Origin of the sequence: Rhodovibrio salinarum DSM 9154 (assembly GCF_000515255.1) — a bacterium.
Classification (GTDB): domain Bacteria; phylum Pseudomonadota; class Alphaproteobacteria; order Kiloniellales; family Rhodovibrionaceae; genus Rhodovibrio; species Rhodovibrio salinarum.
On sequence record NZ_KI911559.1, the window covers coordinates 594237 to 620377 of the forward strand.

The 26141-nt window shown below is 67.3% G+C and carries 28 protein-coding genes; 14 read left to right on the top strand and 14 right to left on the bottom strand.

Annotation, left to right across the window (positions count from 1 at the left end):
* Positions 1-30: 30 nt before the first annotated feature.
* Genes lysA through argH form a run of 3 tightly spaced genes read right to left on the bottom strand, consistent with a single transcriptional unit; the run spans position 31 to position 2977 of the window.
* Positions 31-1362, bottom strand: a complete 1332-nt coding sequence (gene lysA, locus RHOSA_RS19965; protein WP_051431727.1) for a diaminopimelate decarboxylase — start codon at positions 1360-1362, stop codon at positions 31-33.
* A complete protein-coding gene (locus RHOSA_RS19970; protein WP_037255597.1) occupies positions 1359-1613 on the bottom strand; it encodes a hypothetical protein in 255 nt (84 codons plus the stop codon). The genes lysA and RHOSA_RS19970 overlap by 4 nt, the downstream gene beginning before the upstream one ends.
* Positions 1610-2977 (bottom strand): argininosuccinate lyase, encoded by a 1368-nt coding sequence (gene argH / locus RHOSA_RS19975; protein ID WP_051432405.1) that lies wholly within the window; start codon positions 2975-2977, stop codon positions 1610-1612. The genes RHOSA_RS19970 and argH overlap by 4 nt, the downstream gene beginning before the upstream one ends.
* A gap of 128 nt (positions 2978-3105) precedes the next feature.
* Here argH and RHOSA_RS0102775 point away from each other — a divergent pair, with 128 nt between their 5' ends.
* The 3 genes from RHOSA_RS0102775 to RHOSA_RS19985 all read left to right on the top strand — a co-directional run bounded on the left by RHOSA_RS0102775 (position 3106) and on the right by RHOSA_RS19985 (position 6412).
* Positions 3106-3735, top strand: coding sequence for a TlpA family protein disulfide reductase (locus RHOSA_RS0102775; RefSeq protein WP_051431728.1), 630 nt, complete (start codon positions 3106-3108; stop codon positions 3733-3735).
* A 434-nt stretch (positions 3736-4169) separates the two neighbouring features.
* Complete coding sequence (locus tag RHOSA_RS23930) at positions 4170-4826, top strand: DUF2652 domain-containing protein (RefSeq protein ID WP_169816584.1); 657 nt, start codon at positions 4170-4172, stop codon at positions 4824-4826.
* A 239-nt stretch (positions 4827-5065) separates the two neighbouring features.
* Positions 5066-6412, top strand: a complete 1347-nt coding sequence (locus tag RHOSA_RS19985) for an MFS transporter (RefSeq protein WP_051431730.1) — start codon at positions 5066-5068, stop codon at positions 6410-6412.
* 122 nt (positions 6413-6534) lie between these two features.
* Here the strand turns inward: RHOSA_RS19985 and RHOSA_RS0102790 are convergent, their stop codons facing one another.
* The 4 genes from RHOSA_RS0102790 to RHOSA_RS0102805 all read right to left on the bottom strand — a co-directional run bounded on the left by RHOSA_RS0102790 (position 6535) and on the right by RHOSA_RS0102805 (position 9597).
* Positions 6535-7452 carry a 3-hydroxybutyryl-CoA dehydrogenase gene (locus tag RHOSA_RS0102790; protein ID WP_051431731.1) on the bottom strand — a complete coding sequence of 306 codons (918 nt, stop codon included), beginning with the start codon at positions 7450-7452 and terminating at the stop codon, positions 6535-6537.
* A 76-nt stretch (positions 7453-7528) separates the two neighbouring features.
* Positions 7529-8473 (bottom strand): electron transfer flavoprotein subunit alpha/FixB family protein, encoded by a 945-nt coding sequence (locus RHOSA_RS0102795; RefSeq protein WP_027287494.1) that lies wholly within the window; start codon positions 8471-8473, stop codon positions 7529-7531.
* Between the two features lie 197 nt (positions 8474-8670).
* Entirely contained in the window at positions 8671-9234 is a 564-nt protein-coding gene (locus RHOSA_RS0102800; RefSeq protein ID WP_027287495.1) for a cob(I)yrinic acid a,c-diamide adenosyltransferase, read from the bottom strand.
* A gap of 159 nt (positions 9235-9393) precedes the next feature.
* The gene (locus RHOSA_RS0102805) at positions 9394-9597 is read right to left on the bottom strand and encodes a twin transmembrane helix small protein (RefSeq protein ID WP_027287496.1); all 204 of its coding nucleotides are present in this window, start codon (positions 9595-9597) and stop codon (positions 9394-9396) included.
* 161 nt (positions 9598-9758) lie between these two features.
* Here RHOSA_RS0102805 and RHOSA_RS0102810 point away from each other — a divergent pair, with 161 nt between their 5' ends.
* The 9 genes from RHOSA_RS0102810 to RHOSA_RS0102850 all read left to right on the top strand — a co-directional run bounded on the left by RHOSA_RS0102810 (position 9759) and on the right by RHOSA_RS0102850 (position 16943).
* Entirely contained in the window at positions 9759-10016 is a 258-nt protein-coding gene (locus RHOSA_RS0102810; protein WP_156092476.1) for a DUF1266 domain-containing protein, read from the top strand.
* Between the two features lie 286 nt (positions 10017-10302).
* On the top strand, positions 10303-11703 hold the full coding sequence (gene ffh, locus RHOSA_RS0102815; RefSeq protein ID WP_027287498.1) for a signal recognition particle protein: 1401 nt from the start codon (positions 10303-10305) through the stop codon (positions 11701-11703).
* Positions 11704-11804: 101 nt separating this feature from the next.
* Complete coding sequence (gene rpsP, locus RHOSA_RS0102820; protein ID WP_027287499.1) at positions 11805-12200, top strand: 30S ribosomal protein S16; 396 nt, start codon at positions 11805-11807, stop codon at positions 12198-12200.
* Positions 12201-12230: 30 nt separating this feature from the next.
* Entirely contained in the window at positions 12231-12818 is a 588-nt protein-coding gene (gene rimM, locus RHOSA_RS19990) for a ribosome maturation factor RimM (RefSeq protein WP_037255599.1), read from the top strand.
* A 90-nt stretch (positions 12819-12908) separates the two neighbouring features.
* Positions 12909-13706, top strand: a complete 798-nt coding sequence (gene trmD, locus RHOSA_RS0102830) for a tRNA (guanosine(37)-N1)-methyltransferase TrmD (RefSeq protein ID WP_051431732.1) — start codon at positions 12909-12911, stop codon at positions 13704-13706.
* A 119-nt stretch (positions 13707-13825) separates the two neighbouring features.
* A complete protein-coding gene (rplS, locus tag RHOSA_RS19995; protein ID WP_051431733.1) occupies positions 13826-14302 on the top strand; it encodes a 50S ribosomal protein L19 in 477 nt (158 codons plus the stop codon).
* A gap of 326 nt (positions 14303-14628) precedes the next feature.
* Positions 14629-16041 carry a 3-isopropylmalate dehydratase large subunit gene (gene leuC, locus RHOSA_RS0102840; protein ID WP_027287501.1) on the top strand — a complete coding sequence of 471 codons (1413 nt, stop codon included), beginning with the start codon at positions 14629-14631 and terminating at the stop codon, positions 16039-16041.
* 14 nt (positions 16042-16055) lie between these two features.
* On the top strand, positions 16056-16676 hold the full coding sequence (gene leuD, locus RHOSA_RS0102845; RefSeq protein ID WP_027287502.1) for a 3-isopropylmalate dehydratase small subunit: 621 nt from the start codon (positions 16056-16058) through the stop codon (positions 16674-16676).
* An 87-nt stretch (positions 16677-16763) separates the two neighbouring features.
* Positions 16764-16943: a CsbD family protein gene (locus RHOSA_RS0102850; RefSeq protein WP_027287503.1), complete on the top strand. Its 180-nt coding sequence runs from the start codon at positions 16764-16766 to the stop codon at positions 16941-16943.
* Between the two features lie 100 nt (positions 16944-17043).
* On the opposite strand, the gene RHOSA_RS0102855 is transcribed toward RHOSA_RS0102850, so the two are convergent.
* The 5 genes from RHOSA_RS0102855 to RHOSA_RS20000 form a co-directional block, all read right to left on the bottom strand.
* The gene (locus RHOSA_RS0102855) at positions 17044-19377 is read right to left on the bottom strand and encodes an adenosylcobalamin-dependent ribonucleoside-diphosphate reductase (RefSeq protein ID WP_027287504.1); all 2334 of its coding nucleotides are present in this window, start codon (positions 19375-19377) and stop codon (positions 17044-17046) included.
* A 255-nt stretch (positions 19378-19632) separates the two neighbouring features.
* Positions 19633-20370, bottom strand: a complete 738-nt coding sequence (locus tag RHOSA_RS0102860) for a lysophospholipid acyltransferase family protein (protein ID WP_027287505.1) — start codon at positions 20368-20370, stop codon at positions 19633-19635.
* A gap of 52 nt (positions 20371-20422) precedes the next feature.
* Positions 20423-21106: a YdcF family protein gene (locus RHOSA_RS0102865; RefSeq protein WP_215904976.1), complete on the bottom strand. Its 684-nt coding sequence runs from the start codon at positions 21104-21106 to the stop codon at positions 20423-20425.
* A 63-nt stretch (positions 21107-21169) separates the two neighbouring features.
* The gene (locus RHOSA_RS0102870) at positions 21170-22063 is read right to left on the bottom strand and encodes a cell division protein FtsX (RefSeq protein WP_051431734.1); all 894 of its coding nucleotides are present in this window, start codon (positions 22061-22063) and stop codon (positions 21170-21172) included.
* Positions 22064-22104: 41 nt separating this feature from the next.
* Complete coding sequence (locus tag RHOSA_RS20000; protein ID WP_081728404.1) at positions 22105-22806, bottom strand: cell division ATP-binding protein FtsE; 702 nt, start codon at positions 22804-22806, stop codon at positions 22105-22107.
* 246 nt (positions 22807-23052) lie between these two features.
* Here RHOSA_RS20000 and RHOSA_RS0102880 point away from each other — a divergent pair, with 246 nt between their 5' ends.
* A complete protein-coding gene (locus tag RHOSA_RS0102880; RefSeq protein ID WP_242468754.1) occupies positions 23053-23889 on the top strand; it encodes an MJ0042-type zinc finger domain-containing protein in 837 nt (278 codons plus the stop codon).
* A gap of 218 nt (positions 23890-24107) precedes the next feature.
* Positions 24108-24500, top strand: coding sequence for a response regulator (locus RHOSA_RS0102885; RefSeq protein WP_027287509.1), 393 nt, complete (start codon positions 24108-24110; stop codon positions 24498-24500).
* Positions 24501-24874: 374 nt separating this feature from the next.
* On the opposite strand, the gene RHOSA_RS0102895 is transcribed toward RHOSA_RS0102885, so the two are convergent.
* Together RHOSA_RS0102895 and RHOSA_RS20005 are read right to left on the bottom strand one after the other, a co-directional pair.
* A complete protein-coding gene (locus RHOSA_RS0102895) occupies positions 24875-25723 on the bottom strand; it encodes an NUDIX hydrolase (RefSeq protein ID WP_051431735.1) in 849 nt (282 codons plus the stop codon).
* Positions 25720-26040, bottom strand: coding sequence for an ACT-like domain-containing protein (locus RHOSA_RS20005; RefSeq protein ID WP_051431736.1), 321 nt, complete (start codon positions 26038-26040; stop codon positions 25720-25722). The genes RHOSA_RS0102895 and RHOSA_RS20005 overlap by 4 nt, the downstream gene beginning before the upstream one ends.
* Positions 26041-26141: the final 101 nt, after the last annotated feature.

The window sequence follows — 26141 nt, forward strand, 5'->3', positions numbered from 1 at the left end:
CCCGCGGGGTCCGCGGCGCGTGCCGCGGGCTCAGCCGGTCTTACGGGTGTCTTCGGTGGCGTCGGCGGCCTCGACATCCGCCGGGCGGCCCAACCAGCCGGGCACCTGCTCTGTACTCAGCACTTCCTGGAAGGTAGGGCGACGCCGCACGATGGCAAACTGATCGCCCTGGACCATCACCTCGGGGACCGGGAGCCTGCTATTGTAGCCGGAGGCCATGACCGCGCCATAGGCGCCGGCGGAGAAAAACGCCACCAGATCGCCGGCCTTGAGCGGCGGTAACGGACGCGCTCGGGCGAAGGTGTCGGCGGATTCGCAGACCGGGCCGACCACGTCCATCTGCACGAGTTCGTCCTCGCGCCCTTCCCGGGCGACCGGCTTGAGGTCGTGCCAGGCTTCGTACAGCGCCGGACGGATCAAGTCGTTCATTGCCGCGTCGACCACCAGGATCGGACGCACCCGGCCCTGTTTCAGATAGAGCGTGCGGGTGACGAGCACGCCTGCGTTGCCGACCAGATGCCGGCCCGGCTCGAACGTGAGTTGCGCATCGGTCGTCTCCGCCACCGTTTCGCGGACCAGACGGGCATAGCCCTCGACGTCCGGGGCCGGCTCGTTGCGGTAGACGATGCCGAGCCCGCCGCCGAGGTCGATCCGCGACACCGGCCAGCCCTCGTCCTGCAGCCAGCGGTACAACTCCGCCATACGGGTGTAGGCTTGGCGGAACGGTTCCTCCTCGGTGACCTGGGAACCGATGTGGACGGCCAGACCCGTGAGTTGGATCGCGTCCAGCTGGCGCAGGCGTTCGGTTACCTCCGGCAACGCGTCGGCGTCGATGCCGAACTTGTCCTCCGCCCGGCCGGTCGTGATCTTATGGTGGGTGCGGGCGTCGACGTTGGGGTTGATGCGCAACGCGACCGGCGCGCGCACGCCCATCTCCCGCGCGACCGCATCGATCTGCTCCAACTCCGGCAGGGATTCGGCGTTGAACTGGTGGATGCCGGCTTGCAGTGCTGTGGCGATCTCCTGGCGTGTCTTGCCCACACCGGGGTAGACGATCCGGCTGGCGGGAATGCCGGCGGCCAGCGCGCGCAGCAACTCGCCCTCGCTGACGATGTCCGCCCCCGCGCCCCGCGCGGCGAGCGCGGCCAGCACGCCGACGTTGGAATTCGCCTTCATGGCGTAGCACACCAGCGTGCGCTCAGCCCCCAGTTCGGCCGTCAGCGCATTCGCGAAGCGGTCGTAGGCCGCCTCGATTGCGCTTTGGGAGTAAACGTAGACCGGCGTGCCGACCTGCTCGGCGATCTCGGCCAGCGGGACGCTCTCGGCGCACAGCCCCTGGTCGTTGTAGGTGAAGGGGGTCATGGGCTGTCCTGCTCGGCCGGCTCGCCTTCTTGAGGCTCGGGCGGGTTGGGTGCGCGCCGGTTTTCCGGGACCACGCTTTCGGTGGGTGGGTAGCGTCGCGGATAGGCCGGATCGGCGTTTTCGGGCGCTTTGTTCGGTCCGCGGATGCCGCAGGCGGCGAGCGGCGCGGCGGCCAGCGTCGTCAGCAGCGCGCGGCGGGTCAGGGGGGCGCGGTCTGCGGTCATGCGGTTGCGGGCGGTGCGGTCACTCACAGGAAGCGCTCCTTGGCGGCCTGGGCGGCGGCGCGCACGTTGTCTGGCGCGGTGCCGCCGTGGGAGGTGCGGCTGGCGGCGGCCTTGTCGACCGTGAGCACGCCGAAGACGTCGTCGGTGATCCGGCTGTCGACGGCCTGCATCTCGTCCAACGACAGGTCGGGCAGGTCGCAGCCCCGGTCCTCGGCGATCTTCACCAGCCGGCCGACCACGTGGTGGGCATCTCGGAACGGCATGCCGGGCACGCGCACCAGCCAGTCGGCCAGGTCGGTCGCGGTGAGGAAGCCCTTCTGGGTCGCCGCGCGCAGGTTCTCCGCGTTCGGCTGCATGTCCTGGATCATGCCGGCGGTGCAGGCCAGGCACAGCTCCAGCGTGTCGCAGGCGTCGAACAGCGGCTCCTTGTCCTCCTGCATGTCCTTGCCGTAGGTCAGCGGCAGGCCCTTCATCACGGTGAACAGCGTGATCAGGGACCCGATCACCCGGCCGGACTTGGCGCGCACCAGCTCCGCCCCGTCGGGGTTCTTCTTCTGCGGCATGATCGAGCTGCCGGTGGTGAAGGCGTCCGACAGCTCGACGAACGCGAAGCCCTCGTTGCACCAGAGGATCAGTTCCTCGCACAGACGCGACAGGTGCATCGCCAGCGTCGCGCCGGCGGACAGCACCTCCAGCGCGAAGTCGCGGTCGGCGACCGAATCCATCGAATTCGCGGTCGGCCGGTCGAAGCCGAGTTCGCGCGCGGTCATGTGACGGTCGATCGGGAATGACGTGCCGGCGAGCGCGGCCGCGCCCAGCGGGCATTCGTTGAGCCGCTTGCGCGCGTCCGCCAGGCGTCCGCGGTCGCGCCCGAACATCTCGACGTAGGCCAGCATGTGATGGCCGAAGGTCACCGGCTGGGCGGCCTGCAGGTGGGTGTAGCCGGGCATCACCAGGTCCGCGCCGGCGTCCGCCTGATCGATCAGCGCCGCTTGAACGGTGCGCAACTGCCCGTCCAGCCGGTCAACGGCCGCACGGGTCCACAGGCGCAGGTCGGTGGCCACCTGGTCGTTGCGCGACCGGGCGGTGTGAAGGCGGCCGGCGGGCTCCCCGATCAACTCCTTCAGACGGGACTCCACGTTCATGTGAATGTCTTCGAGCGCCGACTTGAACGTGAAGCTGCCCTGCTCGATCTCCCGCTGCACGGCCTCTAGACCGTCGAGGATCGCCTGCCCATCTGTTGACGAGACGATGCCGTGGTCGATCAGCATGCGGCAGTGGGCGCGCGAGGCCTGGATGTCCTCGGCATACAGGCGGCGGTCGAAGTCGATCGACGGGTTGATCGCCGCCATCGCCTCCGACGGGCCGCCGGCGAAGCGACCGCCCCACATGCTGTTGGCGGCGCTGGACGCGCCCGGTTGCGTCGCCGCGTCGCCTGTTTGGCGCGCGTTGTCGTTGCCGTTGCCGGCGTTATGCTGATCGGCCTGGGTCATGATGGGTGCAAGGGATAGCGAAAGCGATGCATCAAGGAAAGACCGCTGCCGCGCGCAGGTCCAGTTGGAGCGCGCGTTTACTCGCCCTGGCGGTCCTGCTCGCCGGTGCGGCCCTGTGGAGCGCGCCGGCGTTGGGCGCGGACGGGCCACCGCTTAAGGGGCAGTTCGCCGACCGCTTCGAGATGCCGGACCAGCCGCGCCCGGCCCCGGAGGTGACCTTCAAGACGCGCGACGGCGAAACGGTGCGTCTGGCTGATTTCAAGGGTCAGGTCGTGCTGCTGAATTTCTGGGCGACTTGGTGCGCGCCCTGCGTGGAGGAGATGCCCACCCTGGACGGGCTGCAGCATGCTTTGGGCGGCGAGGCGTTTCAGGTGCTGGCGGTCAGTCAGGAACGTGGCGGGCTCAGCACCGTCGAGCCGTTTCTGCGCGAGGAACTGAACCTCCGGGACCTGGATATCTACCTCGACAGCGATGGCGCCTTGGCGCAGGCGTTCGGCCTGCGCGGGCTGCCCACCACCTATCTGCTGAACGCCCGGGGGCAGGTGGTCGGCGGCCTGGAAGGTGCTGCCGACTGGAACTCCGACGCCGCCCGCGCGCTGATGCAGCACTACATCGACCAGGGCCGTGAGGCCGGGGTGATCGAGACCGGCGGGTGAAGGCGCCGCGTGGTCTGTCCGTCATCCCTGGATAAGAGGTGCGGCGGCAGGTCCTCTCCCGTTTCGTAGCCGGGGCGGGATAGGCTGACCCAATCGCACGGATGTGCTTGGCATGTCCTTGCCGGGTGCCGGTGGTTCGTCTGTCGTGCCGCGCTCCTCAGATCCTTTCGCTCGGATGCGGAGGGATGGGGCATGCCGTGTCGAGGACCATGCGGGCCAATTCGTTTCATTATCGTAATGACGCAACTATGCCTGTCTTGGTTCTGACCCTCGTTCTGGTGATCGCTGTATCTGCCGGGCTTATCGTATATGGACGCCGCCGTGGGCCCTCGCTGGACGGCGAGACCGCTTGGCGTTGGGCGCGGCGGCTGCGGGTCATGCGCGGTCCGGGTGGGACGGCGCCGGCGGGACCGACGCGGGATACCGTGCTCGTCATGCCGGACATCAGTGGCTATACCCGCTTTCTGCACTTGAGCCGCTTTGCGGAAGCGCACGCCCAGCACATCGTGACCGAGCTTTTGCAGGCGATGATCGCCGGTGCGGCGCCGACCCTGACGGCGGCGAAGGTCGAAGGCGATGCAGTGCTCCTGTACGCCCCGCTGGACGGGCCGAGCGCCCGGACACCGGCTGAGGTGGCGCAGGCCGTCGACGCGCTGATCCGGGCGTTCTACGCCCGCCTGGAAGCACTTGAGCGGTCGAACCTCTGTCGGTGCGACTGCTGCCGTCATATCGGCGACCTGGACATCAAGGCGGTCGTTCACCGCGGGCCGGTCACTGCCTATCGGTTGGGGCGGTTCACGGAACTGTCAGGCATGCCGGTGATCGTGACCCACCGGCTGCTCAAGAACTCCGCCCGGACGCCACGCTACGTGCTGGTCACCCACGCGGCCCGGGCGCTGGCACCTGGCATCGGCGGGGAGCAGCAGGAGACGGTGGAACGGTGTGCCGACGTGGGCGAGGTCGCCTGTACACGCTACCCGTTCGAGCGTGCGGAGGTCCTACCGCAGACGGCTGACGGGGCGCGTCGGCTGCGGGATACCTTGAGCAAGCTGGCGACCAATCTGCGCGCGCTCTGGTCTTCGGGAGGCTGATCCGCATCGTTTGCAAGGCGGATATGCAAGGCGGATGCCGAAAAGAGCTGTGGCAAATTAGCACCAGTCACGGCGATTCAGTACTACATTCATCTGGGTTTAACGCCTGACGCATTACATGAGGGTCGTGTCGCTTTCGAAGTCGACTCTCCCGTAACCGAAAACCTGATTTCTGCCTGTCCGGGCTGGCCTGCGAGATCTGCATGCCCGTCGGTTCGCGCTGTTGGAGTGCGCCGCCCATGTTCATCGCGATCCGTTCGTCCTGGCCGCTGTTCCTGGGCGTTGCGCTGATGATGCTGGGCAGCGGTTTGCAGACCTCGCTGCTTGGCGTGCGCGCGGGGCTGGAGGCGTTCGACACCAGCGCGACCGGTCTCATCATGTCGATGTATTTCGTTGGTTTCCTGGCCGGGAGCCTGCTGGTTCCGAGGATGATCGGGCAGGTCGGCCATGTCCGTGTATTTGCCGCGCTGGCGTCGATCGCGTCCACCGCGACACTGGTTCACGTCGTATTCGTCGAGCCGGTGACCTGGGCGGTCGTGCGCATGCTGACCGGCTTCGCTTTCGCCGGCCTGTTCATCGTCGCGGAAAGCTGGCTGAACGACCGGGCGACCAACCAGACGCGCGGCAGCCTGCTGGCCGTCTACATGGTGGTGATGCTGGGCGGCACGGCGGCCGGCCAACTGCTCCTGAACCTGGACGATCCGACCCGTTTCCAGTTGTTCGCGTTGGTCAGCGTGCTGATCTCCCTGTCCTTGGTGCCGCTGTTGTTGAGCGCGACGCCGGCGCCGGCCATCCAGGTTCCGGAGAAGGTTGGGGTCAGACAGCTCTATCGGGCGTCCCCGCTGGGGGTGGTCGGGTGTTTCGGCACCGGGATCGCGCACGGGGCGGCGCTTGGCATGGGCGCGGTCTACGCCGGCGCGGCCGGGTTCACGCTCGCCGAGATTTCCGCCTTCATGGGGGCGATCTACCTGGGCGGCATGCTGGCGCAGGCGCCGATCGGCGTGTTGTCGGACCGGTTCGATCGGCGTTTGGTGCTGACCGTCACGACGCTCGCGGCGGCAGCGGCGGCGGTTGCCGCGGGCTGGGGAATGGGCGTCTCCAACGCGGCCACGATCGGGCTGGCGGCGGTGCTCGGAGGTTTGACCCTGCCGCTCTACGCGCTCTGCGTGAGCCACACCAACGATTACCTGACGCCGACCCAGATGCCGGCGGCAAGCGGGCGCTTGTATCTGGTGACCGGCGTTGGCGCCACGCTGGGCCCGCTGGCGGTGGCCTTGCTGATGGATCTGCAGGGGCCGGTCGCCTACTTCGGCTTCCTGGCGGCGGTGCATCTGGCGATTGGGGTTTTCGCGTTGTGGCGTATGACCCGCCGCGCCGCCAAGCCGCTGGAGGAGCAGGGCCACTACGCCAGCCTGTCGTCGACCGCCACGCAGGTCGCCGCCGTGATGGTCGCTGAGGAGGCTGTCGAGCATCAGCCCGAGGAAGCGGAGACGGATTGGGTCACGGCCGGTGATGTGCTGAGTGCGGAGACGGCGGCCATGGACGCGGCAAACGACGACGAGACGCCAGCGGTGCGGGAAGCCTGACGCGTCTCGGGGTGCCGCAACGCTCAACGGGCAGCCACCCCCCCGGTACGAAAAAGGTGGATTGCCGCGGGCGCAGCAATCCACCTTAACGAAAGAAAACGGCAGTTAGGATCGCCGTGCGCTTAACGCGTCGGCACCGGCTTTTCGCTGGAGTAGTCGTAGAAGCCGCGGCCGGCCTTGCGCCCGACCCAGCCGGCCTCGACGTACTTCACCAGCAGCGGGCAGGGACGGTACTTGCTGTCCGCCAGGCCGTCGTAGAGCACGTGCATGACGGCAAGACAGGTGTCCAGGCCGATGAAGTCCGCCAGTTCCAACGGGCCCATCGGATGGTTGGCGCCCAGGCGCATCGCCGTGTCGATCGACTCGACGCCGCCCACGCCCTCGTACAGGACGTAGACCGCCTCGTTGATCATCGGCAGCAGGATGCGGTTGACGATGAACGCCGGGAAATCCTCGGCCACCGCCGGTGTCTTGTTCAGCGCCAGCGTGACGTCGCGCACTGCCTGGAAGGTGTCTTCGTCGGTGGCGATGCCGCGGATCAGCTCGACCAGCTTCATCACCGGCACCGGGTTCATGAAGTGCATGCCCATGAACCGGCCCGGGCGATCGGTGATCGACGCCAAGCGCGTGATCGAGATCGACGAGGTGTTGGTCGCGATGATCGCGCCCGGCTTCATGTGCGGGACCAGCGCCTTGAGGATCTTGCGCTTGATCTCCTCGTTCTCGGTCGCGGCCTCGATCACCAGTTCGCAGTTGTCGAAGATCTCGTAGTCGACGCCGATGGTGATCTTGTCCAGGGCGGCCTGCTTGGCATTTTCGTCCAGCTTGCCCCGCTGCACCGCGCGGTCGAGGTTCTTCTTGACCTTGTCCAGTCCCTTCTGCGCGGCCGCCTCGTCCACGTCGCTCAGAAACACGTCATAGCCAGCCTGGGCCATCGCCTGCACGATGCCGCTGCCCATCTGGCCTGCGCCGATCACGCCGACGCGTTCAATCGTGGGGATGGGCGTGTCCGCGCCCGAGGTCAGAGGGTTCTGCGCCATGAATGAGATTGCCTTCGGTCGTGACTGCGAGGAGTGAACGCCGCACGCCAAGCGCGTTTCGGTTGGGCGCGTGCGGCTACTTCACCCGGTCGATTTCCTTCTCCAGCTCCGGCACCGCCTCGAACAGGTCTGCCACCAAGCCGTAGTCGGCGACCTGGAAGATCGGTGCCTCCTCGTCCTTGTTGATCGCGGCGATCACCTTGGAATCCTTCATGCCGGCCAGGTGCTGGATCGCGCCGGAAATGCCGACCGCGACATACAGGTCCGGGGCGACCACCTTGCCGGTCTGGCCGACCTGATAGTCGTTCGGCACGAAGCCGGCGTCCACTGCCGCGCGGCTGGCGCCCACTGCAGCGCCCAGCTTGTCGGCGACCCGCTCCAGCAGTTGGAAGTTCTCGCCGCTTCCCAGGCCCCGGCCGCCGGAAATGACGATCTTGGCAGAGGCCAGCTCCGGCCGGTCGGAGTGCGTCAGTTCCTGGTCGACAAAGCTGCTCAGCCCCTTGTCGCCGGTGCCGGACAGTTCCTCGACACTGGCGCTGCCGCCGGTCTGCTCGGCATCCTCGAAAGCGGTCGGACGGACCGTGACGATCTTGATCGAGTCGCTGGTCTGCACCGTGGCGAAGGCGTTGCCGGCGTAGATCGGCCGGCGGAAGGTGTCCGGCCCTTCGACCCCGACGATGTCGGACACCGGCTGCACGTCCAGGAGCGCCGCCACCCGGGGCAGCACGTTCTTGCCGAAGGTCGAGGCAGCGCAGAACACGTGGCTGTAGTTCTTCGCCAGGTCGACCAGCAGCGGGGTCACGTTCTCGGCGATCCGGTGATCGTATTCCGGCGCGTCGGCCAGCAGGACCTTGGTCACGCCGGGCAGCTTGGCTGCCGCGTCCGCGGCCTGCTTGCAGCCGTGGCCGACGACCAGGGCATGAATCTCGTCGTCGCCTAGCTGCTTCGCCGCGGTCAGCGTGCTCAGCGCGCCGGTGGTAAGCTCGGCGTTGTCGTGTTCGGTGATCACCAGGACGCTCATGGACGCCACCTTTGAAGGCCAGAGGGAGGGATCGGGTGAGCGAAGCCGTGCCGGGCGTACCGATGGATCGAACCTGCCGCGTCGGCGGGTCGGATGCGCCGGGGAGCACGGGCGCTTTTGCGCGACGCACAATAGAAAGGGGGCACCCCCCTGTCAATCGCGCGACAGCGGCGGGAAATCGCCGAATTCCGCCGTATTTAGCGGTTTTCGCCCGGCTTCCAGAGAACGTCGCCGTCGCCCTTGTCGTTGGCGTAGCGCGCCAGCACAAACAATAGATCGGATAGGCGGTTCAGGTAGCGCAGCGCTTCCTTGTTAACCGGCTCCGTCTCCATCAGCAGCGTGATCTCGCGCTCCGCCCGGCGGGCCACCGTGCGCGCCATGTGCAGGTAGGCGGAACTCGGGCTACCGCCCGGCAGGATGAACGACTTGAGCGGTTTGAGCTGCTGGTTCAGCTCGTCGATCCGCGCTTCCAGCCAGTCGACCTGTGGGGCGGTTACGCGCAACGGCGGGTAGGGCGGGTCTTCCTGCTCCGGCGTGCACAGGTCGGCGCCGACGTCGAACAGATCGTTCTGCACCCGCTCCAGCAGCGGGTCGATCTCGTCGCTGACGTGCAGCCGGGCCACGCCCAGGACCGCGTTTGCCTCGTCGACCGTGCCGTAGGCGGCGACGCGCGGGTCGTGCTTGAGCACGCGCTTGCCGGTGCCAAGCGAGGTTTGTCCCTTGTCGCCGCCACGGGTGTAGATGCGGGTAAGCTGAACCATCCGGGATGCCGTCTCCGCGTTAAAAGGTCGTGTGCCGTCCTCAAGACGGGGCGCTTCGGTGCGCGACCGCACGCGCACGTTCCCCGTGTCGGCCGGCCGATCCTTGGGTCGCTACGCGGCCGTCCGTCGGGTCAAGCGCCGGAAGCGGCGACGCGAAGGCTAGTCGGCGCCGGCGTTCAGCAGCATCGCCAGCGCGATCAGCGCCAGCGCGATGCCCTGGAACACGATGCGCCAGCGCATCAGCAGGTTGCCGTACTTCCGGTTGGTCTCGCCGCCGCGCGCCATGACGATCAGCCCGGAGAAGAGCACGCCGAGCGTCATCAGCATCGCGACGACGATCAGGATTGCGGTCAAGGTCGCCATGGCCGCGATATAGCCTTCCCGAGCGGCCATGGCCATAGCGAAGGTTAAGGTGGCCCTGCGCGCGCGGGTCTGCCAGACAGCGGTCACGGCGTCCGCGTGTTGAAGCCAGGCCGCGCTCATTGCAGGTGGTGACGCGAGCGACGATGAACACGGAGGTCGTCATGACCCGATCTTCCCAGATCGCCCAAAATCCCCAGAGCCGCGTGTTGGGCACCGAGCGCCGCGGCCTGTTCTGGCTATGGGGCATCCTCGCCGGCATCGGCGTGGCGGTCGCTTTCCTGGGCGCGCCGCTGGCGGATTTCGCCGGCCTGCCGCCGGCGGCTATGGCCATCACCGTGGTCGGGGTCGAGATCCTGCTGCTCGTCGCCGGCCTGGGCTGGCTGGTGCGCGTGGTGATGCGGGCGCGCTCGCGCGCCTGACCTCGCGCGACTGACAATGGCTGGCAGCGCTGCGCCGTGATCGTCAGGCGGTCGCGCGCCTGCGCAAAGGTGTTGACGCGCGGTGGCTCCTGTCCGTAATTTCCGCGCGCACAATCCGGCAAAGCTGCCTTCAGGCACCAGCTACCCATGGCCGTCCGTGAGAAGGACGGGGGAGCTCCGCCAGTCCGCGAGGTTTCGCGCACTGGCGCGAACGTGTTTGGGCGCTTGACGGAAGCGGCCGTCGGAGACGGCGACCCGGTCACCCGCGAGCGGAAAGACACGCGCGATGTTCGACAATCTTCAGGAACGCCTGGGCAAGGTCTTCGAGGGCCTGACCAAGCGCGGCGCGCTGACGGAAGAGGACGTCGACGCCGCCCTGCGCGAGGTCCGGGTCGCGCTCCTGGAGGCCGACGTCGCGCTGCCCGTCGTCAAGCAGTTCATTGCCGACGTGCGCGAGCGTGCGGTTGGCCAGGAAGTGCTGCGCTCCGTCACGCCGGGCCAGCAGGTCGTCAAGGTGGTCAACGACCGCTTGGTCGAGATGCTGGGCGGCGAGCAGTCCGAGATCACGCTCAAGACCGAGCCGCCGACCCCGATCATGCTGGTCGGTTTGCAGGGCTCGGGTAAGACGACGACCACCGGCAAGCTCGCCAAGCGGCTGAAGGAAAAGCAGAAGAAGCGCGTGCTGATGGCCTCGCTGGACGTCCAGCGCCCGGCCGCGCAGGACCAGTTGAAGCAGCTCGGCTGGCAGGTCGGCGTCGACACGCTGGACAACGTGCCCGGCGAGCCGCCCAAGGCGATCGCCAAGCGCGCGCTGCAACAGGCCACGCTTGGTGGCTATGACGTCGTGCTGCTGGATACCGCCGGGCGGCTGGCGATCGACGACGAACTGATGCGCGAGGTCGCCGAGATCCGCGACGCGGCGCAGCCGACCGAGTCGCTCCTGGTTTGCGACGCCATGACCGGCCAGGACGCGGTGACGACGGCCGAGCGCTTCCGTGACGAGGTCGGTCTGACCGGCGTGGTGCTGACCCGTGTTGACGGCGATGCGCGCGGCGGTGCCGCGCTGTCGATGCGCCAGGTCACCGGCAAGCCGATCAAGCTGATCGGTACCGGCGAGAAGCTGGAGGAACTGGAGCCCTTCTACCCGGATCGGATCGCCAACCGGATTCTGGGCATGGGCGACGTCGTCTCGCTGGTCGAGAAGGCGCAGGAATCGATCGAGGAAGAAGACGCCCAGAAGCTCGAGAAGAAGCTTCAGAAGGGCCGCTTCGACCTCGATGACATGGCCCAGCAGTACAAGCAGCTGCAGAAGATGGGCGGCATGTCGCAGCTGATGAACATGATGCCCGGCATGGGCAAGATGGGTAAGCAGCTGCAGAACGCGAAGTTCGACGAAAAGGCGCTGAACCGGCAGCTCGCGATCATCTCCTCGATGACCAAGGATGAGCGCAAGCGCCCCGAGTTGATCAAGGCGTCGCGCAAGCAGCGCATCGCCAAGGGCTCCGGCATGACCGTCCAGGACGTCAACAAGCTGCTGAAGCAGCATGCTGAAGCCCAGAAGATGATGAAGCGCGTCAAGAAGATGGGGAAGAAAGGCCTGCAGCGCCACGGCATGCCCGGCATGGACCAGCTGGGTGGCGGTGGTGGCGGCATGCCGCCCGGCGGCTTCCCCGGCGGCCGGCGGTAAGAACGGCCGGCGCCAAGCCATGCCTCTTTGATTACACGGCCGCCGCGGCGGCCGCCAACGCCCGAGACACCCGTTTAAGAGAGACGAAAAGGACTTCGACCATGGCTCTTGCGATCCGACTGCAGCGCGGCGGCGCCAAGAAGCGCCCGCACTTCCGCATCGTGGTGGCGGACAACCGCTCCCCGCGCGACGGCCGGTTCATCGAGACGCTTGGCTACTACAACCCGATGGTGGCGCCGGATCATCCGGACCGTCAGAAGGTGAAGACCGAGCGTGCCAAGTACTGGATCGACCAGGGCGCCAAGCCGTCGGACCGGGTGCACCGCATCCTCTCCCAGGCGCAGGTGGTGCCGGCGTTCGAGGTGCCGAAGAACCAGACCAAGAAGAACAAGCCGAAGGCCAAGGCGCAAGAGCGCATGGAAGAGGAGCGCAAGCGCCAGGAAGAGGCCGCCAAGCAGGCCGCGGAACCGGCCGACGAGGGCGAGAGCGCTAGCTAAGGCCGGCGGTCTTCAGGCGGGAGCCGCGTCATGGCCAAGCGCGCGCAGGACGACCAGCGGCTGTGCTTGGGCGTGGTCGTGGGCACCCACGGTGTCCGCGGGGTGGTGAAGATCAAGCCCTTCACCGAAAACCCGCTGGATGTCGGCGCCTATGGCCCGCTGAGCGACGAGAGCGGCCAGCGCAGCTACCAGCTGACCGTCCACGGCGTGCACAAGGGCAGCCTTCTGGCCGGCCTGTCCGGGGTCGACAACCGGGAGGCCGCGCAGGCGCTCAAGGGCTTGCGTCTGCACGTCGACCGCAGCGCCCTGCCGGCGATCGATGAGGAGGATGCCTTCTACTACGCCGACCTGCTGGGCCTGCGGGTAGAGGGCGCCGACGGCACCGCTTACGGCACCGTCACCCACGTCGACGACCACGGCGCGGGTGACGTGATCGAGGTGACCGACGCCCGTGGCAAGATCCGCGTCTGGCCGTTCACCAAGGAGGTCGTGCCGACGGTCGATCTGGCGAACGGGCGTTTGCTGGTCGACCCGCCGTCCGAAGTCGGCGAGCCCGAGCAGGGCGAGGCCGCCGAGATCGGGCCGGACGACCTGGAGACGGGCGGCAATACGGGCTAGAGCGCTGCTGGCGCGCCGCCGGGCGCACCCCGGCGCGGGGGCTGGACAAAGCGGTTTGGAGCGGGCATACACCACGGCTTTGGAGCGCCGATGAGCGCGCCGCAGCAAAACGGCGAAGCCGCGCAAGAGGCTGGCGCCCCCTGGACCGCGACGGTGCTGACGCTGTTTCCGGAGGTCTTTCCGGGGCCGCTCGGCGTTTCGCTGGCCGGCAAGGCGCTGCAGCGGGACCTCTGGCGGCTGGACGCCCGGAACATCCGGGACCATGCGCTCGACAAGCACCGCTCGGTCGACGACACGCCGTTCGGCGGCGGGGCTGGCATGGTGATGCGCCCGGACGTGGTCGACCGCGCCCTGGCAGACGTCGCCGACCGGCCGGGCCCGGTGGTCAACCTGTCGCCGCGCGGACGGCCGCTGGATCAGGCGGTGGTCCGCGATCTGGCGTCCGAGCCGGGGATCACGCTGCTGTGCGGGCGCTATGAAGGGATCGACGAGCGGGTCCTTGAGGCGCGCGGCGTGCAGGAGGTAAGCGTCGGTGACTTCGTGCTCTCGGGCGGCGAGGTGGCCGCGCTGGTCGTGCTGGATGCGGTCGTCCGTCTGCTGCCGGGCGTGATGGGCAACGTCGAGAGCGGCGGCGACGAAAGCTTCGAGCGGGACCTGCTGGAGTACCCGCAGTACACCCGCCCCGCCGACTGGAATGGGCGCGAGGTGCCGGCGGTGCTGCAATCCGGCGATCACGCGCGCATCGCGCGCTGGCGTCGGGAGCAGGCGGAAGAGATTACCCGGGCGCGTCGCCCGGACCTCTGGGCGCGCTACCAGGCGGCGCAGGAGGTGCCGGCGGCGCCCCGGCGTCAGCGTCGGAGCCCCCGGCGCGGCGACGAGACGGACTGATCCGGCGGCGCAGGCCGTCATCCACGGGCGGGCTTGTCCCGTCATTACAGACATGCCCTCGGGGGCGCGGCCCCCGAACGGCCGACAACAGCGGACGAGATCAAGAAGGACCGAGAGCCATGAGCGCGATCATCAAGGAACTCGAGCGGGAAGAAGTCGCGCGCCTGACCGAGGGCAAGAAGATCCCCGAGTTCGGCGCCGGCGACACGGTGCGCGTCAACGTCAAGGTCGTTGAGGGCAACCGCGAGCGCGTGCAGGCGTTCGACGGCATCTGCATCTCGCGCAAGGAAGGCGGCGTGAACAGCTCGTTCACGGTGCGCAAGGTTTCCTACGGCGAGGGTGTCGAACGGATTTTCCCGCTGTACTGCCCGCGCATCGACTCGATCGAGCTGCTGCGCCGCGGTGACGTCCGCCGGGCCAAGCTGTACTACCTGCGCGGCCTGCGCGGTAAGGCGGCCCGGATCCCGGAGAAGACCACCGGCGAGGCCGCGAAGAAGGCCGCTCAGGAGCGCGCCGAGGCCCAGGCCGCCAAGGGCGAGGGCAAGGCCAAGCGCAGCAACAAGAAGAACAAGCCGCAGGCCAGCAAGCAGCAGTAGGGGATTCCCGAAGCGCTTGCTGCACCTCCAGCTGCGCCCGTCTTCCAACACGAGAAGGGCGGGCTGTCCTCCAGGGCCAGCCAGGGCCTGGGAGTGCGTGAAGCTGTACGGCGTTCTGCCTGCGAACCTCGGCCCGGCCGCCGTGCGACGGTGTGCCGGGCCGGTTTGCGTCGGGCCGACAGGAAGATGATGCCGGTCGCCTGCATGCCGGCATGCGTGTGCTGGCGTTGTGAGCGCCGCTTGCGCGTCCTATCTTCTTGCAGGACCGGCCGTAGCAGACGACGCGACCGACGACGCAACGACGAGCAGACAAGAGCGAGACGACGATGAGCCAGCAGCAGCCCCGTACGCTGTTCGATAAACTGTGGGAAAGTCACGTCGTGGAGCGGCAGGACGATGGAACCTGCCTGCTCTATATCGACCGGCACCTCGTTCACGAGGTGACCAGCCCGCAGGCGTTCGAGGGGCTCCGTCTTGCTGGCCGTCCGGTGCGTCGGCCGGAGGCGACGCTCGCGGTCTGCGACCACAACGTGCCGACCAGCGACCGCGCCAAGGGCATCGCGGAAGAGGACAGCCGCATCCAGGTCGAGACGCTGGCGCAGAATTGCCGCGACTTCGGGGTCGAGATGTACGGCATGGACGACCCCCGTCAGGGGATCGTGCACATCATCGGGCCAGAGCAGGGCCTAACCCAGCCCGGCATGACGATCGTCTGCGGTGACAGCCACACCGCCACGCACGGGGCGTTCGGCGCGCTGGCGTTCGGCATCGGCACGTCCGAGGTTGAGCACGTTCTGGCGACCCAGACGCTGCTGATGAAGCCGGCCAAAAACATGCGGATCACGGTCGACGGCCCACGCCCGGCCGGCACCACGGCGAAGGACCTGATCCTCGCCATCATCGCCAAGATCGGCACGGCGGGCGGCACCGGCCACGTCATCGAGTACGCGGGCGAAGCGATCCGCGAGCTGTCGATGGAAGGCCGGATGACCATCTGCAACATGTCGATTGAGGCGGGCGCGCGCGCTGGCCTCATCGCCCCGGACGAGACCACCTTCGAGTACATCAAGGGCCGCACCTACGCCCCCAAAGGCGGGCAGTGGGAGCAGGCCGTTGAATACTGGAAGTCGCTACCCTCCGATGCGGGTGCGCAGTACGACACCGAGGTCGTGCTGGATGCCCGCGAGATCGCGCCGCAAGTCTCCTGGGGCACCAGTCCGCAGGACGTCGTGCCGATCGATGGCCGCGTGCCCGATCCGGCGCAGATCGCCGATGCGAGTCGCAAGCGCTCGATCGAGCGGGCGTTGGAGTACATGGACCTGAAACCGGGCACGCCGCTGATCGGCTTGCCGCTCGACAAGGTGTTCATCGGTTCCTGCACCAACGCCCGGATCGAGGACCTGCGCGAGGTCGCCAAGGTTGCCCAGGGCCGCAAGGTCGCCGACGGTCTGTATGCGATGATCGTGCCCGGCTCCGGGTTGGTGAAGGAGCAGGCCGAGGAAGAGGGCCTGGACGCCATCTTCAGGGAAGCCGGCTTCGACTGGCGCGAGCCCGGCTGCTCGATGTGCCTGGCGATGAACAGCGACCGGCTTTCGCCGGGCGAGCGTTGCGCCTCCACCTCGAACCGCAACTTCGAGGGCCGCCAGGGCCGCGGCGGCCGCACCCACCTGATGAGCCCCGCGATGGCCGCCGCCGCCGCGATCGAGGGCCGGATCACCGACATTCGGGATTACGCCTAGGGAGCCGCGCTGAGATGGATAAGTTTACGAGCCTCACGGGCGTTGCCGCGCCGGTCGACAGGGACAACGTCGACACGGACATGATCATCCCCAAGCAGTTCCTGAAGACGATCAAGCGCACGGGGCTGCGCGAGGGACTGTTCTACGAGTTGCGCTTCGACGCCGACGGCAACCCGACCGACTTCGTCCTCGACAGGCCGGCTTACAAGGACGCGAAGATCCTGATCGCGGGCGATAACTTCGGCTGCGGCTCCTCGCGCGAGCACGCGCCCTGGGCGATCCTGGACAGCGGCATCCGCTGCGTGATCGCCGAAAGCTTTGCCGACATCTTCTACAACAACTGCTTCAAGAACGGCATCCTGCCGGTCGCCTTGCCGAAGGATCAGGTGCGCGCCCTGATGGAGCAGGCCCACAACGGCGCCAACGCGACCTTCACGATTGACCTGGAGAACCAGCAGGTGAGCGCGCCTGATGGGTCGGTGTACGCCTTCGAGATCGAGCCGTTCCGTAAGCACTGCCTTTTGAACGGTTTGGACGATGTCGCGCTGACGCTGAAGAAGGCCGACGACATCGGCGATTACGAACGCCAGAAGGCTCAGCAGGCCCCGTGGATGTTCAAGGACGTCGCGGGGTAGGGCCACGCTTCGGACGCCTGGCGCGCTTGCCAAATGATCTGGCCGGCTTGAACCTCTCTGGGCTAGGGCGACAGGTAGGAGGCAGGCATGGCGAACACCAAGCTGAAGGGGCTTGCCAAGCAGGTGGTGGGCGATATTCAGCAGGCGTTGGGCAAGCTGACCGGCCGCAAGACCGCGGTTGCCAAGGGCAAGGCCAAGACTGCTGCCGGCACGACCCAGCAGACCGCTGGCAAGATTAAGAGCAAGGCGAAGAAGCTGGGGAAGTAGTGACCCTGCGAGGTTAACGTAAGATGGGGGGCCTCGCGATCGGTTTCCCCGTTACGGGTGTGCGGGCGCGTCCGCTTTAAAAGTCTCGTGCGCGGCCCGATCATGTGCAGGTCGAGTGGCCGCAGGCGGTGCAGATCTCGCAGCCTTCCTGCTGTACCACAGCCGCTTGGCCGCAGCGTGGACACTGCCGGGGCGGGGCGGCGCCGACGGCCTGACGCAATGCCTGCTGAGCCTTTTCGCCGGTGATGTTTTGCCGGTCCGGCAGGAAGCCGATGTCGATCATGTGCTGTTCGATCACCTCGCCGATCGCCGCGAGCAGCGAGGGCTTGTAGCTGCCGTGCAGCCAGGCGCCGCCGCGCGGGTCGAACACCGCCTTCAGTTCCTCGACCACGAACGAGACGTCGCCGCCGCGCCGGAATACCGCCGAGATCATCCGCGTCAGCGCCACCGTCCAGGCGTAGTGCTCCATGTTCTTGGAGTTGATGAAGATCTCGAAGGGACGCCGGCGGCCGTCCTGCACCACGTCGTTCAGCGTGATGTAGAGTGCGTGGTCGCTTTCCGGCCATTTCAGCTTGTAGGTGCGCCCCGGCAGGACCTCCGGCCGGTCGAGCGGCTGGGTCATGTAGACGATTGACGGGTCGCCGCCGTCCGCCGCCGCCGGCTGACGCGCCGGTGCGGGCTCGTCGGCCGCTGGCGCCGCACCGTGGTGCCCGTCCGCCGGGGTCTGCTGGGGGGCGGACGTTTCCAGTACCGCGCCGGTCACCGGATTCGGGCGGTAGGTGGTGCAGCCCTTGCAGCCCATGTCGTAGGCCTGCAGGTAGACGTCCTTGAACGCCTCGAAGGCGATTTCCTCGGGCAGGTTGATCGTCTTGGACACCGAGCTGTCGACGTATTTCTGCACCGCCGCCTGCATCACCAAGTGCGCCGAGGGCGACAGCGTCTGCGCGTCGACGAAGCTGGCCGGCAGGTCGGCGTCTTCGCCATGCATCTGCCGGTAGAGGCGCACGGCGTAGTCCTGGACCGTCTCGCGCGTCCGGCTGCCGTCCGGCGCCAGGAGGTTGCGGGTGTAGGCGAAGGAGAAGATCGGCTCCAGCCCGCTGGAGACGTTGTCGGCGAACAGCGAGATCGTGCCCGTGGGCGCGACCGAGGTGACCAGGGCGTTGCGCATGCCCTGGTCCGCGATCGCCCGGCGCACGTCGGCGTCCAGCCCGCGGATCGTTTCGCCGGCCAGGTAGCGGTCGGCATCGAACAGTGGAAAGGCGCCCTTCTCCTGTGCGAGCTCGGTGGAAGCAAGGTAGGCGTGGCGCTGCAGCGTCGCCATCCAGCTCTCGGTCGCACTGACGGCGTCCTGCGCGCCGTAGGTCAGGCCGACCATTGCCAGCGCATCCGCCAATCCGGTCACGCCCAGGCCGATGCGGCGCTTGTCCTGGGCCTCCCGGCGCTGCGTCTCCAGCGGAAAGCGGGAGATGTCGATCGCGTTGTCCAGCATCCGCACGGCCGTGTGCGTCAGGTCTGCCAGCGCGTCCGTGTCCAGCCGCGCCTGCGCGGTGAACGGTCGTTCCACCAGCCGGGCCAGGTTGATCGACCCCAGCAGGCACGCGCCGTAGGGCGGCAACGGTTGTTCGCCGCAGGGATTGGTAGAAGATATCGTTTCCGCATACCACATATTGTTTTTTTGGTTGATGCGGTCGATGAAGATCACGCCCGGTTCGGCGGCTTGGTAGGTCGCGCGCATGATCCGGTCCCACAGCCGGCGTGCCTTGAGCGTGCGGTAGGTCTCGCCCTGGAAGACCAGCGGCCAGTCGGCGTCCTCCCGGACCGCCTGCATGAAGGCGTCGGTCGCCAGCACCGAGACGTTGAACATGCGCAGGCGCCCGGGCTCCTGCTTGGCGTCGACGAACTCCTCGATGTCCGGGTGGTCGCAGCGCAGGCAGCCCATCATCGCGCCGCGCCGGGAGCCCGCGGACATGATCGTCCGGCACATGGCGTCCCAAACGTCCATGAACGAGACGGGGCCGCTGGCGTCGGAGCCGACGCCGCGCACCGGGGCCCCGCGCGGACGGATGGTGGAAAAGTCGTAGCCGATGCCGCCGCCCTGCTGCATCGTCAGCGCCGCTTCGCGCAGGTGGGAAAAGATGCCGTCCATCGTGTCCGGCACCGTCCCCATGACGAAGCAGTTGAACAGCGTGACGTCCCGCGCCGACCCGGCACCGGCGACGATCCGGCCGGCGGGCATGACCCGGAAGTCCTGCAGCGCGGCGTAGAAAGCGCGTGCCCAGTCGTCCTGCACGTCCGCCTGTTCGGCCTCGGCGAGCGCCTTGGCGACGCGCATCCAGCTATCTTCCACCGATTCATCCACAGGCGTGCCGTCAGCCTGCTTCAGGCGGTACTTCATGTCCCAGATACGCTGGGAAATCGGCGCCAGGTCGACCATCCAGCTCGCCTCCACGCCTGCGTGGGATCGGTGGCATTGCCGTCAAACACGCAGTTTCGTGCGGGTCTCGAAACTTTGAGCAGAGTTACCCGACGGCCAGGACGAGTCAAGTTGTGTTCTATAAACGTTCACGCAATGGCGTACTTCAAGAGCACGCTTCAAGGCGCTGAGTCGAACAAACTTTTCCCTGATTCCACAAAGTTATCCACAGGGCGCCATCGCCCGCGTGGATAAGGGGGCAAACCGTGTCGGCTGTCAGTGCACCCGGGGCGTGCGGTCGTCCTCCGCGCGCAAACGCTCGCTCGCCGCTTCCAGATCGTCGCCCAGGCGCTGCATGAACGCCTTGCGGTCCATTCCAGGTGGGATCGGCGGCTGGAATTCCAGGCGGATCGTACCGGGCACCTTACGGAAGGCCCGGCGTCCCCAATGCCGGCCGCTGGTCAGCGCCACCGGGACGACTGGCAGCTTGAGCTCGCGGTACAGGGCGGCCACGCCGGGGTGGTAGGGCTTGCTGTCGCCGGGCGCCACACGCGTGCCTTCGGGGAAGATGATCAGCCGGCGCCCGGTCGCCGTGATCTGCTTGCTTTCGGCGACCATCTTGCGCAGCGTTTTGGCACCGCCGGCACGATCGATCGCCACGATCCCGTAACGCTGCAGGTACCAGCCGAAGAAGGGCAGGAACAGCAACTCCCGTTTCAGGACGAAACTGGGGTCGTCCAGGATCAGGTTGAAGATCAGGGTGTCCCATGCCGATTGGTGCTTGGAGGCGATCAGGCATGGGCCATCCGGCAAGTTTTCCCGCCCGCGGATCTGGTAATCGATGCCGGCGACCCAGCGCAGCAGCAGCATCACCCCGCGGATCCAGAAGCGCCCGGCCACGATGATCCACCGCCGTGGGACGCCTGGGATCAGCAACACCAGCCCGGGCACATGGATGCTCACCGTCCAGACCCAGAAGGCGACGTTGAACGCGAGCGAGCGCAGCAGGATCATATAGCGGGGTCCGGGCAATCGGGGCGGGGATCGACGTTCAGCCAGGCCCCACCTAGCCGTTGACGCCTGCGGCCTGCAAGGGTCCGACGATCAAGGCGCGGACCCGGGCGACCAGATACTTGCCGTATTCGTCGATCAGCAGGTGCGCGCTGCCGGGCCAGCGCCACCATTCGTCCTGTTTGACGTGTTCCGGGAAGACCGGATGCGGCACAATCTCGACCTGCGGCATGCGCCGGCGGAATTCCAGCAAACTGCGCGGCATGTGGTAGGCGGCCGTGACCAGCCGGACGGATTGGAAGTTCTGACTCTGCACCCAATGCGCGCTTTCCACCGCGTTGCCGGCCGTCGTCTCCGCCTCATAGCCCAGCGTCACGCAGCAGGTGAGCCAGCGCGGCGCCTGTTGCGAGACGCGCAGCAGTTCGCTCACGTCGACGCCCTTGTAGACACCGGAGACGAACAGCTTGCTCGCCCGGCCGCGTTCCAGCAGGCGCAGCCCGGTACTGACCCGGTCGCTGCCGCCGGTCAGCACGACGATCGCATCCGTTCGGCGCATCGGCTCGGCAACCTTGTCGGGTAGGTTGGTGACGAACCCGAGGAACCCGAGGACCAACGCGCCCAGAAGGACGCTCGCGCTCAGGGCGACGGTCAGCAGGAGACGCCGCCGGCCCCGCGGCATGCGGCGGGGCAGCGATTCTGGCCCTTCCTGATGCTGTTCGTCGTCCAGCGTGCCCGCCATCGTCCTGTGCCTGCTGTCGGGAGTCGCCACAGTCTTGTCCCGACACCCTAACCCTGGAAACGCTTAACTAAGTTTAGCGAGTGTACGCAGCACCGTAACCCGGGCCGTGATCATCGCCACCCCGGTGGTCGCCAGCGGCACGCCGGCGAGTGCGAACCATTGCAGTTGGCTCAGCGTCAACTCGGGCACGATCGCGCCGGTTTCCTGCCCGACCCATTGGGCGAGCGCCCCCAGCGTCGCCGCCGCCAGGCCGAGGCCAACCAGCCCCCCGGTCAGCCCGAGGCGCAGCGCATGGCGCTGGAACTGTCGGGCGACGTAGGCATCGTGCGCGCCGATCAGGTGCAACAGCTCGATCACATTGCGGTGAATCGACAGGCCGGTGCGGGTAACGAACACGACCGTCACCACTGCCGCCGCGCCGACCAACGCCACTACCAGCACCGCCAATAGCTGCAAGGTCCGCGCAACCTCCAGCAGCCGGCCCAGGGTGCGCTGGTGATCGTCGACCCGCGTGCCGCTGGCGGCTTCCGCCAGGCGGCGTTGCAGCGTGGCAAGTTCGGGCGTCCGGTCGGGGGCCACCTCGACCGCGATCAGCGCGGGCAGAGGCAGATCGGTGCTGCTCGCCGCCTCACCCAGCCAGGGGGCGAGCAGTTCGGTCATCTCCGCGCGTCCCAGCTGCTCTGCGCTGCGCACGCCTGGCGTCTGGCGCAGAACGTCCAGCACGGCGTCGACCCGCGCGGTCTGGCCGCTAGCCGCCGAATCCGCAGGTGGCGGGGGGATCTGCACCGTCAGTTTGCCGGCGAGCGCGGTATCCCAGGCCTGGCTGACGTTGGATACGGCGATCGCCGCGGCCAAGGCCAGGGTCGCCAGATACACCATGAAGGCGATCAGCCAGGGCAGGAAACGGGCGCTGGCATCCTTATTCAGTGGGACGTCGCGTTGGCGGGCGAGGATCACGGGGTGGGCCGGGCCTTTTCTGCGGAAGCGGGGTGACTGGGTTATGCGCCGACGCCCTGCGGCGTTTCGACGGGGGGGTGGGCGACCGCCGGATGGCGCGAGTCGCCGCCGGCCAGCCGGATCATCGGATGGCCGAAGCGCTCGATCAGGTTCTCGTTGTGGGTCGCGATCACCACCGTGGTGCCCATCTTGTTCAACTCCTCGAACAGATAGAGCAGGCGCAGCGCGATTCGGTCGTCGACGTTGCCGGTCGGCTCGTCGGCGAGCAGCAAACTGGGCCGCGCGATCACCGCGCGGGCGATCGCCACGCGTTGCTGCTGGCCGCCCGACAGGGTCGGGGGGAGTGCGTCCAGATAGTCGCCCAACCCGACCCAGGCGAGCAGCTCGCGCACGTGCTCGTCCAGGCCGCTGGTGTAGCGTCCGGCGACTCTAAGGGGCAGTGCCACGTTCTCGCGCGCGCTCAGGTGGTCGAGCAGACGAAAGTCCTGGAAGACCACGCCGATACGCCGGCGCATCAGGGCCTTGTCGCTTCGGCCAAGCTCCGAGATGTCACGGCCGAACAGGCTGATCCGTCCGCTGGTGGGCTTCTGCCACAGGTACATGAGCTGCAGCAGCGACGACTTGCCAGCTCCGGAGGCGCCGAGCACGAAATGGAAGGAGCCGGGCGGTAAGTTAAAGGTCGCGTCGCGTAGGACGGGCGCGTTCGGCCCGTAGCTGAAGCTGACCTGTTCGAAGCGGACCAACGCTTTCTACTCCCCGCGCGGCATGACGGCACCTTTGCTTGGGCGCGAGCATGCACGAGGGCTGGAACCGGCGTAAAGCGCGCCCGGCTGTTAGGAGGCTGTTCACCATGGCGGGGTTAGCCTCGTCTAGACGGGGGGCATCCGCCCGGGCGCGAGACGGCTCCGTACCCTAGGCGGTCGCTTGCGCTCATCCGTATCGCGGGCCTATAACACGAGACCTCCACGGATACGCAGTTGTTGTCCACGATGATCCTTGCCTGCCCTTCCTGCGGCGCCAGCTTTCGAATCGATGCGGACAAACTGGGTGCGCGCGGCCGCACGGTGCGCTGCTCGAAGTGCAAGCACACCTGGCACGCCACGCCAGACGACGACCGCACGGAAGACACCGCGGCCTCCGAGCAGGCGGCGGACCGGCAACCGGAAGCGCCGAACCCGGCGCCCGATGGCGGGCCGGCGCCGATCGGCGGTGAAGGCCCTGAGCCGGGTGATGAGCGTGTGTTGCGTACCCATGCCGCCTACGACGACGGGCGCGCGGACTCAGGCGCGGAAGCCAGTTTCGACAGCACCCTGCGGGCAAGTCGCTACCGCCCCTACGAGGACCCGCCGGAACCGGTCAGTCAGGGGCAGGGGGGGCGTGGAGGCCTTCTGCTTGGCTGGCTGCTGCTGGCGCTGGTGGTTGTTGGCGTGATCGCCGGTGGGTGGGCGTTCCGCGAACAGGTTGTGGCCCAGGTGCCGCAAGCCGCTCAGATCTATCGCCTGGCTGGCGTGGAGGTGCCCGCCCTGGGGGCCGGTCTGGAGTTGCGTGACGTCACCCGTACGCGCCGACTGGTCGATGGCCGCAGCCTGCTGGTGATCGAAGGCCGCGTGGTCAACACGACGGATCGGGCCAAGCAACTGCCGCCCATGGAGGTCGTACTGTTCGATGCGGCGGGGGATGAGGTGGCGCGCTGGCGTGTGCGTGCCGACGTGGACCGGTTGGAGGGGCGAGAATCGACCCCGTTCGAAACGCGTCGGGAAGACCCGCCACAGACGGCGCGGGAATTCGCATTATCTTTTACCGCGCCGGAGAGGGCTGTCGACTGATTGGGGGCAGCCTGCGTGGTGCGTGGTGCATGCACTTGCACGGCCGCCCGGAGGGAAGGTTTATCCACTTAATGCAGGTTGCGCGCGCCACTTATTAAGTGAACGTTAAACCGCGCGGCTGCTTCATGGCCTATGTTGGGTTACGCAGACGCGGTGGCGGAGTCGTGGGAGCCTTCGGGGTGACCAGGCGTACGCGGTTCCGAGGGTAGTGGCGGCGAATGGCACGGATTCTGGTAGCCGAGGACGATGAAGCCGTGCGGACCTTCGTGGTGCGCGCGCTGGAGCATCGCGGCCATTCCGTGGAGCAGGTTGAGGACGGGCTCGAGGCGCTCGAGTTGTTGGACGCTGGCGCGCGGTACGACCTGCTGATCACCGACATCGTAATGCCGGGGCTGGATGGCATCGCGCTCGCGCTCAAGGTGGCGCGCGACGTGCCGGATCTGCCTGTGCTGTTGATGACCGGCTACTCCGCCGAACGCCAGCGGGCCCACAACCTGGATGAACTGATCTGTGAGGTGATCACCAAGCCGTTCACGCTGAAGGCGATCTGCAAGACAGCGGAAGAAGTGATGCAGGGTCCGCCCGCCTCCGCAGGTCTGAAGAAAAGCTAGGGCGATTCCTTGCTTTGTCAGTCTTTTAAACTTTTTTCGGCCCTAATTCGCGTATCTCTTGCGCGGGGTGTGACTGCCGTCACGCCGATTCGATGCACGGCGGGCGCATATAGCCGTGCGACGGCTCCCATTTAATTGTACGAAGTGAAGGTCGACTCCGATGCGCGCCCCTTCTCCAAAGCGCGATTCCAACGAGGCATCAAGCACACCCGCTTTGCCCTGGCCCGCGGTCGTTTTGGCGCTTGTGATCGGCGTCGGCGGTCTGGCCTTGTTGTCCTGGGTCGGCTCGAACCTCGTGGGGTGAGCCGGGTGGGGCGGCCTGCGGTTCCGGTCTGCGGTTAATGCCTGATCTTGCGCAATGGCGTGTGCCGCGTTCAGGCGTGCAGTTGCTGGACGATCGGCAGGTAGTCCGGCTCCACATCGGGGTCGAGCAGGCCGTGGCGCAGGAAGAAGTCGATCAGCACCGGTGCAACGTTGAACTTGAAGTCGTCGGTGTCGCGCACCCGGGCGATCACCTCCTCGACCGGCCATAGCTCGAAGCCGGTCAGCTCGCCGTCGGTGTTGCGCGGGACGAAGTCCGCTGGCAGCTCCAGGTCGAAGGCGAACAGCGTATCGTCGCGCAGGCCCTGTCCCAACTCGGTGACGTAGGTGAGCGCCCCGACCGGGCGTGCCTGTTCGGCCAGCGCGGCCGGCACATCCGCCTCTTCGGCGGCTTCTTTGACCACTGTCTGACGGGCCGAGTAGCCGTGAGCGAGGCCGCCGGCCACCATGTTGTCCAGCTTGTTCGGGGCGACACGCTTGTCCGGCGCCCGGCGGCCGACCCAAATCTTCAACCCGTCGTCGCTGCGCACGAAGCCGTTGACGTGCACGCCGTAAGACTTGGCGCCGAACATCGGCACCAGGCCGCGGTCCAGGCGCAGGCGGGTCGGTGCCGTCCAGCTTTCCGAAATACCGTAGGTCTCCCCGCGCGGCTTGCGGACATCGCCCCGGTCGGCAAGCTGGACGAGCACCGCATGCACCGCCTCAGACCGCGTGTCTACGTCTGCAAGCTCGGGATGCAGATCCACAGCCGTCTCGGTGACCTGAAAAACGGACGGAAATTCCGCCAGCAGCCGGGCGCTTGCCGTCGTCACACGGCCGAGTTGGATGCCGTCGATCCGAAACGATCGGTAGGCGTCGGGGGTCCAGGCGTGCAGAACCGCGATCCGGTCGAGAAAACTCACAGCGCCTTCTCGGACATCAGCACCGTTTGCACGCCGACGATCTGGCGCATGCAGGCGGCGATGAAACCGCCGGTGTGCGCGTCCAGACCGGCGACCTGCAGGTCGATTGATAGCTCGTCGCCGCCCATGCCGACCCGGTCGGCGTGTAGGCGTTCGGCGACCAAGTCGCGTTTGGCCAGCAGATGCAGAACGCGCGGCATCAGGCCGGCATCCGCTTCCGCGCGGATGGAATAGCACACCACCCGTTCGGTCGTGCTGGCATCGGGCGTATCGGGATCGGTGTTTGTGAACGTTTTAGCGAGTTGATCGACGGACATCGGTCAGTCCCTGCAAAGCTTGCCATTCGAAGGAGCAACGACGGTCTCCCGGCGCCCCGGCGGGCACCGGGCCAGTAATTCGAATGGCCGTAGCTTGCAGG

Bases quoted from the DNA above. Each gene is read 5' to 3' on its own strand.
- RHOSA_RS0102885 (WP_027287509.1), top strand. From the start codon at position 24,108: ATGGCACGGATTCTGGTAGCCGAGGACGATGAAGCCGTGCGGACCTTC.
- RHOSA_RS0102795 (WP_027287494.1), bottom strand. From the start codon at position 8,473: ATGAGCGTCCTGGTGATCACCGAACACGACAACGCCGAGCTTACCACC.
- RHOSA_RS23930 (WP_169816584.1), top strand. From the start codon at position 4,170: ATGCCGGACATCAGTGGCTATACCCGCTTTCTGCACTTGAGCCGCTTT.
- rimM (WP_037255599.1), top strand. From the start codon at position 12,231: ATGGCCAAGCGCGCGCAGGACGACCAGCGGCTGTGCTTGGGCGTGGTC.
- RHOSA_RS20005 (WP_051431736.1), bottom strand. From the start codon at position 26,040: ATGTCCGTCGATCAACTCGCTAAAACGTTCACAAACACCGATCCCGAT.
- RHOSA_RS0102860 (WP_027287505.1), bottom strand. From the start codon at position 20,370: ATGATCCTGCTGCGCTCGCTCGCGTTCAACGTCGCCTTCTGGGTCTGG.
- RHOSA_RS0102865 (WP_215904976.1), bottom strand. From the start codon at position 21,106: ATGGCGGGCACGCTGGACGACGAACAGCATCAGGAAGGGCCAGAATCG.
- RHOSA_RS0102775 (WP_051431728.1), top strand. From the start codon at position 3,106: ATGCATCAAGGAAAGACCGCTGCCGCGCGCAGGTCCAGTTGGAGCGCG.
- ffh (WP_027287498.1), top strand. From the start codon at position 10,303: ATGTTCGACAATCTTCAGGAACGCCTGGGCAAGGTCTTCGAGGGCCTG.
- RHOSA_RS19985 (WP_051431730.1), top strand. From the start codon at position 5,066: ATGTTCATCGCGATCCGTTCGTCCTGGCCGCTGTTCCTGGGCGTTGCG.
- RHOSA_RS0102855 (WP_027287504.1), bottom strand. From the start codon at position 19,377: ATGGTCGACCTGGCGCCGATTTCCCAGCGTATCTGGGACATGAAGTAC.
- trmD (WP_051431732.1), top strand. From the start codon at position 12,909: ATGAGCGCGCCGCAGCAAAACGGCGAAGCCGCGCAAGAGGCTGGCGCC.
- RHOSA_RS0102790 (WP_051431731.1), bottom strand. From the start codon at position 7,452: ATGGCGCAGAACCCTCTGACCTCGGGCGCGGACACGCCCATCCCCACG.
- RHOSA_RS0102850 (WP_027287503.1), top strand. From the start codon at position 16,764: ATGGCGAACACCAAGCTGAAGGGGCTTGCCAAGCAGGTGGTGGGCGAT.
- RHOSA_RS0102800 (WP_027287495.1), bottom strand. From the start codon at position 9,234: ATGGTTCAGCTTACCCGCATCTACACCCGTGGCGGCGACAAGGGACAA.
- RHOSA_RS0102805 (WP_027287496.1), bottom strand. From the start codon at position 9,597: ATGGCGACCTTGACCGCAATCCTGATCGTCGTCGCGATGCTGATGACG.
- lysA (WP_051431727.1), bottom strand. From the start codon at position 1,362: ATGACCCCCTTCACCTACAACGACCAGGGGCTGTGCGCCGAGAGCGTC.
- leuD (WP_027287502.1), top strand. From the start codon at position 16,056: ATGGATAAGTTTACGAGCCTCACGGGCGTTGCCGCGCCGGTCGACAGG.
- rplS (WP_051431733.1), top strand. From the start codon at position 13,826: ATGAGCGCGATCATCAAGGAACTCGAGCGGGAAGAAGTCGCGCGCCTG.
- RHOSA_RS0102810 (WP_156092476.1), top strand. From the start codon at position 9,759: ATGACCCGATCTTCCCAGATCGCCCAAAATCCCCAGAGCCGCGTGTTG.
- RHOSA_RS0102880 (WP_242468754.1), top strand. From the start codon at position 23,053: ATGATCCTTGCCTGCCCTTCCTGCGGCGCCAGCTTTCGAATCGATGCG.
- leuC (WP_027287501.1), top strand. From the start codon at position 14,629: ATGAGCCAGCAGCAGCCCCGTACGCTGTTCGATAAACTGTGGGAAAGT.
- rpsP (WP_027287499.1), top strand. From the start codon at position 11,805: ATGGCTCTTGCGATCCGACTGCAGCGCGGCGGCGCCAAGAAGCGCCCG.
- argH (WP_051432405.1), bottom strand. From the start codon at position 2,977: ATGTGGGGCGGTCGCTTCGCCGGCGGCCCGTCGGAGGCGATGGCGGCG.